Annotated in this window: 12 protein-coding genes and 1 riboswitch; of the genes, 10 read left to right on the plus strand and 2 right to left on the minus strand. The window is 68.9% G+C overall.

The features are described from left to right. The first annotated feature begins 146 nt into the window (after positions 1–146). The 3 genes from ABVN73_RS02230 to ABVN73_RS02240 are packed head-to-tail and all read left to right on the plus strand — an operon-like array spanning position 147 to position 3,585. Positions 147–1,649: a CHASE2 domain-containing protein gene (locus tag ABVN73_RS02230; protein WP_353858741.1), complete on the plus strand. Its 1,503-nt coding sequence runs from the start codon at positions 147–149 to the stop codon at positions 1,647–1,649. Then, on the plus strand, positions 1,646–2,011 hold the full coding sequence (locus ABVN73_RS02235) for a hypothetical protein (RefSeq protein ID WP_353858742.1): 366 nt from the start codon (positions 1,646–1,648) through the stop codon (positions 2,009–2,011). Before ABVN73_RS02230 ends, ABVN73_RS02235 begins: the two co-directional genes overlap by 4 nt. Beyond that, positions 2,002–3,585 (plus strand): M48 family metalloprotease, encoded by a 1,584-nt coding sequence (locus ABVN73_RS02240; protein ID WP_353858743.1) that lies wholly within the window; start codon positions 2,002–2,004, stop codon positions 3,583–3,585. Before ABVN73_RS02235 ends, ABVN73_RS02240 begins: the two co-directional genes overlap by 10 nt. Before the next feature lie 18 nt (positions 3,586–3,603). Here ABVN73_RS02240 and ABVN73_RS02245 read toward each other — a convergent pair whose 3' ends face one another. Further along, positions 3,604–4,044 (minus strand): nucleoside deaminase, encoded by a 441-nt coding sequence (locus ABVN73_RS02245; RefSeq protein ID WP_353859448.1) that lies wholly within the window; start codon positions 4,042–4,044, stop codon positions 3,604–3,606. A 113-nt stretch (positions 4,045–4,157) separates the two neighbouring features. Here ABVN73_RS02245 and ABVN73_RS02250 point away from each other — a divergent pair, with 113 nt between their 5' ends. Genes ABVN73_RS02250 through rsmD form a run of 3 tightly spaced genes read left to right on the plus strand, consistent with a single transcriptional unit; the run spans position 4,158 to position 6,216 of the window. Beyond that, positions 4,158–4,367, plus strand: coding sequence for a dodecin (locus ABVN73_RS02250; RefSeq protein ID WP_353858744.1), 210 nt, complete (start codon positions 4,158–4,160; stop codon positions 4,365–4,367). Positions 4,368–4,427: 60 nt separating this feature from the next. Beyond that, the gene (locus tag ABVN73_RS02255) at positions 4,428–5,657 is read left to right on the plus strand and encodes a pseudouridine synthase (protein WP_353858745.1); all 1,230 of its coding nucleotides are present in this window, start codon (positions 4,428–4,430) and stop codon (positions 5,655–5,657) included. Next, positions 5,638–6,216 carry a 16S rRNA (guanine(966)-N(2))-methyltransferase RsmD gene (gene rsmD, locus ABVN73_RS02260; protein ID WP_353858746.1) on the plus strand — a complete coding sequence of 193 codons (579 nt, stop codon included), beginning with the start codon at positions 5,638–5,640 and terminating at the stop codon, positions 6,214–6,216. Before ABVN73_RS02255 ends, rsmD begins: the two co-directional genes overlap by 20 nt. On the opposite strand, the gene ABVN73_RS02265 is transcribed toward rsmD, so the two are convergent. After that, positions 6,207–7,397, minus strand: coding sequence for a calcium-binding protein (locus tag ABVN73_RS02265; RefSeq protein ID WP_353858747.1), 1,191 nt, complete (start codon positions 7,395–7,397; stop codon positions 6,207–6,209). The two genes, rsmD and ABVN73_RS02265, sit on opposite strands and share 10 nt — an antisense overlap. Positions 7,398–7,611: 214 nt before the next feature. Here ABVN73_RS02265 and ABVN73_RS02270 point away from each other — a divergent pair, with 214 nt between their 5' ends. From ABVN73_RS02270 to ABVN73_RS02285, 4 genes are all read left to right on the plus strand, one after another. After that, a complete protein-coding gene (locus ABVN73_RS02270) occupies positions 7,612–9,300 on the plus strand; it encodes an alpha-amylase family protein (RefSeq protein ID WP_353858748.1) in 1,689 nt (562 codons plus the stop codon). 64 nt (positions 9,301–9,364) lie between these two features. After that, positions 9,365–9,517: riboswitch (FMN riboswitch) on the plus strand. A gap of 139 nt (positions 9,518–9,656) precedes the next feature. Then, entirely contained in the window at positions 9,657–10,331 is a 675-nt protein-coding gene (gene ribB / locus ABVN73_RS02275) for a 3,4-dihydroxy-2-butanone-4-phosphate synthase (protein ID WP_353858749.1), read from the plus strand. Between the two features lie 210 nt (positions 10,332–10,541). After that, the gene (locus ABVN73_RS02280) at positions 10,542–11,288 is read left to right on the plus strand and encodes a transporter substrate-binding domain-containing protein (RefSeq protein WP_353858750.1); all 747 of its coding nucleotides are present in this window, start codon (positions 10,542–10,544) and stop codon (positions 11,286–11,288) included. A 294-nt stretch (positions 11,289–11,582) separates the two neighbouring features. Further along, positions 11,583–12,263 carry a TetR/AcrR family transcriptional regulator gene (locus tag ABVN73_RS02285; RefSeq protein WP_353858751.1) on the plus strand — a complete coding sequence of 227 codons (681 nt, stop codon included), beginning with the start codon at positions 11,583–11,585 and terminating at the stop codon, positions 12,261–12,263. Positions 12,264–12,316 lie beyond the last annotated feature (53 nt).

A 12,316-nucleotide genomic window follows, 5' to 3' on the forward strand; every position in this document is an offset into this window, starting at 1 on the left:
GGTGACGGAGAGCGCTGTTAGCATAAAATTAACATTGTTCTTCGGCGCCATCGCGTTAAAATTGTACGGAATTCCAGCTTTAATGGTTTTTCCTTGATTGGGGTGACGCGGGCTGGTGCGTTTTGGATTGAGCGAAGGCCGCCGTCATGCCGGGTTGGGGCGTTAATAGAATTGTCCAGACGCTCTTTGGCGTCCCACGGAATTTCGCCGCCTGGTTTCTTGGGCAAATCGCCGGGTGGCGGGGTTGGAGCAGCCGGCTGCTGAAGCTTCTGCCGGGGCCTCTTCTGGTCGTGTTGGTCGCTATTGTCAATCCGCTGGGGATTAACAGTTCCAGTGGCCAGATATCCTTGGACGGGTATCGCCGGATCGCGGCCAACGCCTATCCCGACACGGGGCAAAAGAAAATCGCCGTCGTTCAAATCGATGACCGTTCGCTTGCCGCCAGCGGCGAGTCTCACCCTCCGTCATTCGACTTCTATGAGCGCCTTATCAGGGAAATCAAGGCGGCCGGCGCCGAAAGCATCCTCCTGGATCTGATGATCATCGACAGGGACCGGCAAGGAAAGCCAGGCGGCTTGGACAGGCTTGCCGCTTCGATGGACGGCCTTCCTGTGTTCATGACGGCTGCCCAAGGCGGCGAGGACGGCGAGTCCGGGTGCGCCGCTGAAGGACGGCAGAACATCGAAGAACTGCGCCGTGCGGTGAGTGTCGAACCGCATCCCATGATCCGCGACCAAGCCTCCCACGTCGATTTGTTTTTGGATGACTATTGCGGTTCGCCGCGTCTTTCCGCGGCGCTGGCCGTCTACATGCACCATTGCGGGCAGAAGGCCGGGTGCTGGGGCAGTGAACACGATCCGTTGACCAGCCCGGCCGCGTTCAGGGACAAAGCCCTGACCATCGAATGGGGTCGCGTCTGGCCGACCGGAATCGAAGCCATCCACACGGGCTACCGGAGGCTTGCGGCGACGTGCCCCGACGGCTCCTTTCCGGACGTGGCCGGCAGCCTGGCCGGCATCTTGATGCCGTTCGGGAGCGATGAACGGTTCAAGGCGCCGGCGGGATGCACCTATCATCCCGTGATCCGTGCCGAATGGCTGACCGCTCCGGACTCCTCCCAGGATGTGGACCACGCCGCCCTCAAGGACTTCCTGGCCGGGCGCATCGTCGTGGTGGGGGCCAAGTTCGCCGGCATTCCCGACGTCGGACCGTCTCCGGTCTTCGGCAACGTGCCTGGGATGTTCCTGCACGCCATGGCGATCGACAACCTGATCGTCCGTGGCGCCGGCTTCATGACCGAATGGCCCGAATGGAAATTCGGCGATCTCGACATGTCGGGGCTGGCGGAATTCGCCGCGATGCTCGCGTTCGCCGCCGCTGCCAATGTGATCGGGCGGCGGATCGCCCCACAAACCCTGCGAGCCGCGCTGGCCTGGTCCGCGGCGCTTGTGGTGGCCGGTATGGCGGTCGGCTTGGCTCTCACCGCCGGGGTGGTTTGGCTATGGCGACTGGAGCCGGCCAATTGGATCGGCGTCGCCTTTGCGGGAGTGATGATCGCGGGTCCGGCCCGCACCGCTCTTTCCCGAATGTGGCAGGCAGCCCGCCTGCTGGACACACAAGCAAACTCTCAGAATGGAGGACAGGGGTGATCCGGATGTCCGTCGCGGCTTTGGCCGCTCTGTGTTCGCTCGCCGGGGTGGCGGCGGCTCAGGACAGGGTGCAGATTGAAAAAATCACGCCCGGTCCCGGGGGCAAGGTTGCCGTGTTCGACGAGAGGGGAGCCGGACAGGGGGAGATGCCGAAGGACGCTTTCCCGCCGGTCCCCTTCGACGCGGCCGGCTACAACCGCGACACCCGCTTCGTCAAGGTGGTCGCCGGCGGACGGGAGGTGTGGCTCAGCCCGTTCCAAGCGCAGGTGTCGGTCAAGGCCCAGGTTCTCAATGAATGCCAGTCGGCCCAGCGTGTGGCCGGAACGCCCTATTCGTCGCGAGGCGCTTCCGAATGCAAGTGAACTCCGCCTTGCACCGCCCGCTCGTTCCCGCCCTGCTCGGCCTGACCCTGCTCGCCGGTGGATGCAAGTCGCTCGACACGCTGACCACGGAACTCAGCGGCAAGCGAACCTACGAATCCGTACCCGCGCGGTTCGTCGAGGTCGCGGAGCAGCGGCGTCTTCCGGACGCCGGGGGCGGCTCCATGGCGGCGCTCGCCGCATCCCTGCAGAAGCCGTCGGGCGCGTCGGCGCGGTCGCTGGACGGCCGTGACCCGCTTCCGCCGGGCACGCGTGAACTGGCGGGGGCGGAACCGCTGCAGCGTTACGCGAATCAAGTTCTGGCGCGTCTCCTCAAGGCGTGGCCCCACGCCAAACCGTCCGTCACCATCGTCATAACCAACAACCCCGCCTATGTGGCGGAGGCCGTTCCGGCAAACACTATCCTGATCTCGCAGGGTGTGTTCGTGAACTCCGAGAACGAGGACGAACTCGCCTTCATTCTGGCCCACGAGGTGTCTCACCTCCTGCTCAACCACATGGACGCCGATCGCGAGCACGCGGCGCAGAAGACGGTCGAGGATACGGGGATGGGGACGCTGCTGTCCGTGGCTCCCCGCTCCAACCCGGACATGGCCAGAAACGCGGCGCTGATCTACACGACCTACCGGACTTTCCAGGACACCGTGGCGCACCCGTCCTGGGCCCGCCAGCAGGAGGACGAGGCCGACCTTCTTGGTTTCGATCTGCTTGATAAGGCAGGCTACAACACCAACGTCTTCCAAGTCGTGATGGAGCGTTTTGCCGACGATGCGAAGAAGCAGAACGCCAAGGCCAAGGCGGAACGCAAGAAGCTCGAAGACGAGATCAATGATCTAATGCAATCGGGGCAGTTCAACGCGGGCCTCAACGCCGCCTTCAAGGAGCTGTCCGCAGGCCCGTCGAAGATTCTGGGCGAAATCGGCAAGCAATTGGGGGTGGGGCACAATTCCGCGGAACAGCGGCTTGCTGACCTGAGCGCTTACGCAGTCCGCGAGCAGTTGTTCGAGGGGGCAGCCCGGGAAAAGACCGTGGCGGCCTATGAAAAGGCCGTGTTCCAAGGGGCGGCTCTGAAAGCCCTGTCGCGCAGTGTTCTTGTGCAGCGTGCCGACAGCTTGATCGCGGGCGAGCGGCTGTCCGAGGCGGAAGCTGCCTTGAAGGAGGTCGCCAAGGGCGGTTTCGAATCCGATCCGCATCTTCGGATGACCTACTACCGGCTTCACACGAAGCAGAACCGGCCGGACCTTGCGATGAAGGATCTGGAGATCGCGGTCAGGAGTTCCTCCGCCCCGCCGGAAACGTTCGACCTGTTGATTGCCGAGCACCGGGCCGCCGGCCGGGCGTCCCAGGCGCTGGCCGCCCTCGACGCCAAGGAGCGGCGTTTCGGTGGGGGCGAGCAGGGCTATCCGCTCCGCATCCGGCTGCTGGTCGAGGCCGGACGCACGGCAGAGTCCGGGGCGGTGGTCGAGCGCTGCCGCGCGATCCGAGGCGCGCCGGTCCGCGCGTGCGAGGACGCGTGGAGCCAGGCGACGGTGGCCAGCCTGCCCCTGCCACGGTGACCGCGCGCCGCCCTGGCTTCAACCAGGGCGGCGTTCCCTGAAGAACTCCCTCAGCATCGCCCCCGCCCGGGTCTCGTCGATGCCGCCGTAGACGTCGGGGGCGTGGTGGCAGGTCGGCTGGTGGTAGAAGCGGGGGCCGTGCTCCACCCCGCCGCCCTTGGGGTCGTAGGCACCGAAATAGACCCGCCGCAGCCGGGCGAAGCTGATCGCCGCGGCGCACAGCGCGCAGGGCTCCAAGGTCACGTAGAGGTCCAGCCCGGGCAGGCGCGGCTCGCCGAGCGCGGCGCAGGCGGCGCGGATCGCCAGCACCTCGGCGTGGGCGGTGGGGTCGTTCAGCTCCTCCGTCCGATTGCCGGCGCGGGCCAGAACGGCACCGGTCGCCGGATCGACCACAACGGCGCCCACCGGCACCTCCCCGCGGGATGCGGCGGCCTCGGCCTCGGCGAAGGCGGTGTCCATGGGGGAGGGGGGGCGGCTCATGCGGGGCACCCTGCCCGGCGGTCCCTGTTTTCGTCAAGCGGTGGAACGCCCTCCGGCGCTGTTGTGCTTCGGACGGAACAGGGAGGACAGCCATGAGCGACCATGTCTACAAGAAGGTGGAAATCGTCGGCACCGCCGAGACCTCCATCGACGACGCCATCCGCAACGGCATCGAGCGGGCGTCCAAGACGCTGAAGAACGTGGACTGGTTCGAGGTTGGCGAGATCCGCGGCCACGTCAGCGGCGGCAAGGTCGCCCACTTCCAGGTGGTGATGAAGGTCGGCTTCCGCCTCGAAGAATAACGGCGGGGACCTCGTGCCGTGGGTTGCGGGCGGGGCTTGCAAGCCCTATGGTCCGTGCCCATGGACACCCCCGATTTCGACCCTTCCAAAGCCATGCCCGGCGCCGCCGATGCGGACGCGGGCGAGCCCGATGCCGGCGAGCGCATCGCCAAGCGGCTGGCGCGCGCGGGCCTGTGCTCGCGCCGCGACGCCGAGCGCTGGATCACCGACGGCCGCGTGGCCGTCAACGGCACGACCCTGGACAGCCCGGCCTGCGTCGTGCGGCCCGGCGACGTCGTGCAGGTGGACGGCAAGGTCATCCCCGAGCCGGAGCCGGCGCGGCTGTGGCGCTATTACAAGCCGTCCGGGCTGGTCACCACCGCCCGCGACGAGAAGGGGCGCACCACCGTCTTCGAACGGCTGCCGCCGGACATGCCGCGCGTCATCTCGGTCGGTCGGCTCGACCTGACGACCGAAGGGCTGCTGCTGCTGACCAACGACGGCGAACTGGCCCGTTTCCTGGAACTGCCGGCCACCGGCTGGACCCGCCGCTACCGCGTGCGCGTCTTCGGCGAGGTGAACGAGGTCAAGCTGGCCGAGCTGGCGAAGGGACCGACCATCGACGGGGTGAAGTACGGTCCCATCGAAGCCGTCCTGGACCGCATCCAGGGCCGCAACGCCTGGCTGACCGTCAGCCTGAAGGAAGGCAAGAACCGCGAGATCCGCAAGGTGATGGAGGCGCTGGACCTCCAGGTGAACCGGCTGATCCGCGTCGCCTACGGCCCCTTCCAGCTCGGCAAGCTGGAGGAGAGCGCCGTCGAGGAGGTGCCCAAGCGCGTCGTGCGCGAGCAGGTGTCCCGCTTCTTCACCGGCGCCGATCCGGCGGAGGATGGCAAGGCCAAGGGCGCCGGCAAGACCGCCGCCGCCAAGGCCGCCAGGAGCGAGAGCGCCGGCGGCGAAGGCGCGAAGGGCCGCTCCGCCGCCCCGGCGAAGGCGGCCAAGCCGCGCGACGCCAAGGCCGGCTGGGCCAAGGCGGAGCCGAAGGCCGCGTCCGACCGCCGCGGTCCGGCCAAGCCGGCCTCGGGCGGCTTCGCCTCCGCCAAGCCCGCCTCCGCCAAGCCTGCCTTTGGCAAGCCGGCCTCCGCCAGGACGGACGGCAAGCCGGCGGGCAAGCCCGGCACGCTGACGCTGAAGGGCGGCAAGCCCGGTGGCGGCCCGGGCGGCAAGCCGGGACCGAAGCCGCGCGGCGCCGGGGGCTCCTCCGACGGTGGCCGGGGGCCGGAGCGGACCCGTGCGGATCGTCGGCGGTAAGCACCGCGGGCGGCGGCTGGCCGCCCCGGCGGGAAGCGACACGCGGCCGACCACCGACCGCACCCGCGAATCCCTGTTCAACATCCTGTCCCACGCCGACTGGGGGCCGGACGGCGCCGACCTGCTGGAGGGCGCCGTCGTGGTGGACGCCTTCTGCGGAACCGGCGCCCTGGGGCTGGAGGCGCTGTCCCGCGGGGCCGCCCACGCCAGCTTCCTCGATCTGGGCCGCGCCGCCCTGGACGCCGTGCGGGCCAACGTCGCGGCGCTGGGGGAGGGGGCGAACGCCGCGGTCCTGCGCGCCGACGCGACCCGCCCGCCTCCGCCGCCGCTCCGTCCCTGCACCCTGGCCTTCCTCGACCCGCCCTACGGCCAGGATCTGGCGCCGCGGGCCCTGGCCGGGCTGGTCAAGGCCGGCTGGCTGGCCCCCGGCGCCGTGCTGGTGGTCGAGGTCGCCGGGCGCGATGGGCTGCCCCTGCCGCCCGGCTTCGCGGCGCTGGACGAGCGCCGCTACGGCGACACCCGCGTCCAGTTCCTGCGGTACGACCCGCCTCAGCCGTAGGTGAAGAAGGCCGAGGTGACTTGGTTCGGGGCGATCCCGGCCAGGGTCAGACGGTCGCCGCCGCCGAAATCGAGCAGGGCGCTGCCGCTGCCGTCCGATCCCAGCCGGTAGGTCATGTTGGAGGCGATCTGGATGCGGTCGTTCTGCGCGCGGCTGAAGTCGGCGATGCGGTCCTGACCGCCGCCGCGCGTGAAGACGAACAGGTCCGCTCCCGAACCGCCCCACAGCGTGTCGTTGCCGGCATCGCCCCACAGCGTGTCGTTCCCCTCGTCCCCCATCAGGAGGTCGGCGCCGGCACCGCCGTGCAGCGCGTCGTTGCCGGCCTGCCCGCGCAGCGTGTCGTTTCCGGCATCGCCCCACAGCAGATCGTTGCCGGCGCCGCCGAAGAGCTGGTCGTTGCCGCTGAGCCCGCTCAGTGTGTCGTTGCCCGCCCCGCCGTAGAGGCTGTCGGCCCATGTGTTGCCGGTCAGCGTCAGGTTCCTCGGCATCTCCACGATCTCGAAGGTCTTGCCGGTGAACTGCTCGGCGTAATAGTCGATCGAGTTCATGTAGTTGGGGCGCAGCGTCGGGGTCAGGTCCGACATGATGGTGCCGGTGGCGGCGAAGTTGCCGTAGGTGGCCCCGCCCGCATACTCGTCGAAGGCGCCGATCATGTGGCCGAACTCGTGGGCCGCCAGCTCGTCCTGGTAATCAGGACCCCAGTCGGTCTGGGTGCACCAGTTCAGCATGTCGCAGCGGCCGTAGCTGTTGCTGACGTTCACGTCGTAATGCTGGGTCCCGGCCGCCACGAACTGCACGTCGAAGCGGATGGCGTAGCTGCTGGTGCCGTCCGACAGGCTGTACTTGTCGCTCCAGATCCCCTCGATCCCCTGCTCCCAGACCTGCTTCAGGGAACCGGCGTCGTCGCCGGTAAGGTGGATGCGGGTCTGCACGGTGAAGGCCGTGCCGTCGAAGGCGAGGTCGTACTTCACGTCCCAGCCGAACCCGCCGTCCGCCCGCGTCTCCGCGTAGTTGATGGTCACCGGCGCGAAGCTGGTGGGAACCGGCGCCGCGGGAGCCGCCGCCAGGGCGTCGGCGGTGTTCCCGTAGCTGTAGCTGACGGCCTGCGTCGTGCTGGTCTGGCTGGCGCTGCTCTGGGCGGCGCCATTGTGGGCGGCGTTCTGGCGCATGGCACGCTTCATGGCACGATTCCCCTGGTTCTGTGCGTCTTGGGGGACATCATGCGGGCAGGATTGAAGGCTTTCTTGTGACCTTAACTATACATTAACCTTTTTCCTAAGGGCGTAGGACACCCCCTTACGGTTGGCTCGGCGGAGTGGCGGGACCTCGGCCGGTCGGCCCTGTTAAGGCCTAGGACGAGCGGCGGCGGGCGCCGCGTCCGGTGCGGGGCGGGCCATGATCAAGGATCTCTGGTACAAGAACGCGGTCATCTACAACCTGTCGCTCGGCACCTTCATGGACGCCAACGGCGACGGGATCGGCGATTTCCAGGGCCTGCAGCGCCGACTGGACTATCTGCAGGGGCTGGGCGTGACCTGCATCTGGCTGGGGCCGTTCCAGCCGTCGCCGATGCGCGACCACGGCTACGACGTGGCCGACTATTACAACGTCGATCCGCGCTACGGCACGCTGGGCGACTTCGTGGAGTTCAGCCACGCCTGCAAGCAGCGCGGGATCCGCGTCATCATCGACCTCGTGGTCAACCACACCTCGGACCAGCACCCCTGGTTCCAGGCGGCGCGCCAGGACCCGGACTCCCCCTACCGGGACTGGTACGTCTGGTCGGACAGGAAGCCGGACGACGCCGACCAGGGCGTCGTCTTTCCCGGCGTGCAGAAGACGACCTGGAGCTGGGACAAGGAGGCCCGCGCCTATTACTTCCACCGTTTCTACGAGTTCCAGCCGGACCTGAACACCGCCAACCCGGAGGTGCAGGCCGAATTGCTGAAGGTGATGGGCTTCTGGATCGAGCTGGGCGTGTCGGGCTTCCGCATGGACGCCGTGCCCTTCGTCATCGCGACCAAGGGGCCGGACGTGAAGAAGCCCAAGCAGCAGTTCGACATGCTCCGCACCTTCCGGGAGTTCGTGCAGTGGCGGTGCGGCGACGCCGTGCTGCTGGCCGAGGCCAACGTGCTGCCGACCGTCGATCAGGAGTATTTCGGCGACGACGGCGACCGTATGCAGATGGTCTTCAATTTCCAGGTCAACCAGACCCTGTTCTACGCGCTGGCGACGGCGGACACGCGGCCGCTGGCCAAGGCGCTGGACGTCACCCGGGTGCCGCGCCCCAGCTCCAACCAGTGGGGCCTGTTCCTGCGCAACCACGACGAGCTGGACCTCGGCCGCCTGACCGAGGCGCAGCGCAAGCGCGTCTTCGACGCCTTCGGGCCGGACAAGGACATGCAGCTCTACGACCGCGGCATCCGGCGGCGGCTCGCCCCGATGCTGCGCGGCGACCGGCGCTGGCTGGAGCTGGCCTACAGCCTGCTGTTCACTCTGCCCGGCACCCCGGTCCTGCGCTACGGCGACGAGATCGGCATGGGCGACGACCTGTCCCTGCCGGAGCGCGAGTGCGCCCGCACCCCCATGCAGTGGTCGGACGAGCCGCAGGGCGGCTTCACCAAGGCGGACGACCCCGTGCACCCGGTCATCAGCGGCGGCGCCTACGGCTACGAGCGGATCAACGCCGCCCACCAGCGCCGCGACCCTTCGGCCCTGCTGAACTGGACCGAGCGGATCATCCGCATGCGCAAGGAATGCCCGGAGATCGGCTGGGGCGACTTCCAGGTGCTGCCCACCGGATCGAACGCGGTGCTGGCGATCCGCTACGACTGGCGCAACAACTCGGTGCTGGTCGTCCACAACCTCGACGACCGCCCCCATGAGGTCGCGCTGGCGGTCGATGGCACGGGGGAATCGCCGCGGCTGGTCAATCTGCTGGCCGAGGACCACAACGACCCCGAGGAGGACGGGCGCCACCGCCTGGTGCTGGAGCCCTACGGCTACCGCTGGTACCGGCTGGGCGGGCTGGACTATCTGCTGCGCCGGACGGAGGGGCCGGTCGGCGGGGCGAAGCGGTCTTGACTTTGTCCGGCCCGCTGGGGGACGCTGCCGGTGCCGTCTCCATTCTGGGGGCGGCGCAACAGACGCTTGTTCTCAGGGCAGGGTGAAAATCCCGACCGGCGGTAGCCCCTCGCAAGAGGGGGAGCCCGCGAGCGCTCCCGGCCGTCAGGCGGGGAGGTCAGCAGATCCGGTTCAAGGCCGGAGCCGACGGTGACAGTCCGGATGGAAGAGGACGAGCCGGTCATCGACCGTGGTCCGCGCGTCGCGCGTGGGCCGCGTGCGGCGGCCTGCGACGGCGGTCCGCGCGGGGCATCCCGCGTGCCGCCGGAAGTCTCTTTGCGCCCTGATTCAGGCTCGCCCCAACCGGAGTGAGAACCGTGAATCAGACCTTTGCCAGCACCCCCGCCTCCGCCGGCCTTCTCGACCGCTTCGGCACCGCCGAGGAACGGGTGATCCGCGCCGTGGAGGCCATCCGCCAGGGCGGCGGCGTCGTCGTCGTCGATGACGAGGACCGCGAGAACGAAGGCGACGTGATCTACGCCGCCGAGACCATCACCGCCGAACAGATGGCCCTGCTGATCCGCGAAGGGTCGGGGATCGTCTGCCTGATCCTGACCGACGCCGACGCGCGCCGCCTCGACCTGCCGCCCATGGTCGGCAGCAACACGGCGCGCTTCGGAACCGCCTTCACCGTCTCCATCGAGGCGCGGGAGGGCGTGTCCACCGGCGTGTCGGCGGCGGACCGGGTGACCACCATCCGCACCGCCATCGCCGACGGCTGCCGGCCGGAGGACCTCGCCCGGCCCGGCCACGTCTTCCCGATCCGCGCGCACGTCGGAGGCTTGGCGGCGCGGCGCGGCCACACCGAGGCGACCATCGAACTGACCACCCTGGCCGGGCGCCGTCCGGCGGGGGTGCTGTGCGAGGTGATGAACCCCGACGGCACCATGGCCCGCCTGCCCGAGCTGGTCGCCTTCGCCGAGCGCCAGGGCATGCCGGTGGTGACCATCGAGGATCTGGTGGGGGCGATGCGCCTGCGGGCCGCCGCCTGACCGGGTTGGGTGGATGAATGGGCCGGCTCCTCCCCTTCGCGGGCGGGGCCGGTCCTTTTCGTGTCCGGCGGGAGGCGGTGCGCATCGTCTCCGGTGCGATATCACACCCGCCCGCTCTTTTCCCATTGAGGGCGACCGATTTGCCCTGTACGCGGTGCCCGGCGACCGGTGATGTCGGGATGTGAGCGGAGAGGGTTGATGGGGACGAGGGTGCGCGCGTTTCTGGCGAAGGCGAGGACGACAGTGGCCGGCCTGCTGGCCGCCTTGGTTGTGGCGTCGGCCCCGGCGCGCGCGGAGAACTGGACGGTTGCGTCCGAGGACTATTTCCCGCCGTACAACTACACCGAGCGCGGCAAGCGGACGGGAATGGACACGGAGATCGTCGATGCCCTGCTGAAGGACATCGGAGTCTATCCGGTTCACCGCCCCATGGGCTGGCCGGAGGTGGTGCGGGCGCACGACGAGAACGAGGTGGATGTCGCCTTCCAGTTCTTCACGTCGCCGCGCCGTCTGGAGCGCGGCCATCTGATCGGTCCCTACCGCGTCGGCGCGACCGTGCTCATGGTCCGCAGCAACGCCGAGATCACCTACACGGGCATCGAGGATTTGCGGGGCCTGCGGATCGGCGTCGTCGACGGCTTCGAATACACCCCCGAGTTCGACAAGTCGTCCCTGTTCGAGCGGGTGTCCAGCAGCAGCAACGTCGTGTCGTTCCGCCGCCTGCTGCTCGGCCGCGTCGACGCCATCGCCGGTGATTCGCAGGTGCTGCGATCCCTGGCCGACAGCGAGGGCCGGACGGGTTCGGTCAAGATCCTGCCCAAGCCGCTGGCCATGGTGCCGCGCTACATGTCCGTCCCCAAGCCGCGGGCGGAGAAGGCCGCGCGGCTGCAGGCCGCCTACGAGAAGCTCAAGCGGGACGGCACCATCGACGCCATTCTCCGCCGGTGGGAGCGGTAGGAAGCCGCACGCGCGCCCGCCTCCCTTCGGCCCTTGGACCGGACGCCGATGCGCGTTCCTCGCGATGGCGGCTTCCCTCCGGAACACGCGGAGCGGCATCGCCCGATTGCCCTGTCCGGTTGTGATGTGGAAGACGGGAGGCAGCCCGTTCCACGCTGCGGCGGATTGGTCTTGCTCGCTTTAGGTGTGGGCGGCGCGGTGCCCGTCTGCTAAGGAAAGGGGGCGGACGACGGCTTCGGGCGACTCGTATGTCGACGTCCGGTCCGTCCGGAGCCGGGCGGGGCAGGCAAAGGAATGATGATGGAATCGTCGCCCACCACGGCACGCGTCGGCCACCCTTCCAAGGAGGACGCCGCCGAAACCTCCGATCGGATCATCGACGCGGCGGCTCGGCTTTTCGCGGACCAGGGCTTCGCGGCAACCACCAACGAGCAGGTCGCGTCCGCCTGTGGCGCCGGGAAGGACACCATCCATCGGCGCTTTCCGTCGAAGGCCGCTCTTTTCGCGGCGGTGACCGAGCGGATGCGCGCGCGGACCCTGGACGGTCTCGAAGCCGAGATCGACTCCGCGGACGGCGACGCGCTGTCGCGGTTGAAGCGCGTCGCCCGCTGGTTTCTCGCCGTCAACCTGGAACCGGACATGATCGCGCTCAACCGGATCGCCTTGAGCGAAGCGATCCTCCTCGGCGAAAGCCGGGCCGGCCCATGGGAGACGGAGCCGGAGGAGAGCGATCCGGTCACCGAGCGGCTGGTCGCCCTGGTCGCCGCCGCGCAGTGGGACGGCAAGCTGGGCGGCGGCGATCCGCGCGTGATCGCCGCGCACCTTCTGCACTCCATCGTGACCGGCCCGTCGCACGACGCCATGCTGGGCCGCTGGACCTACGCGTCCATGGAGGCCCAGGACCGGTTCTTCGACCAGGCCTGGGCCTTGTTCCTGCGCGGGGCGGGGCGATCGCTGCCGGCCGGCGCCCGCTGACCCCCCCTCCGGGACCGCCTCGCGCCGCCGTGACCATGCCGGCCGCGCATGCG

This window comes from Azospirillum formosense, from assembly GCF_040500525.1.
Taxonomy (GTDB): Bacteria; Pseudomonadota; Alphaproteobacteria; order Azospirillales; family Azospirillaceae; genus Azospirillum; species Azospirillum formosense_A.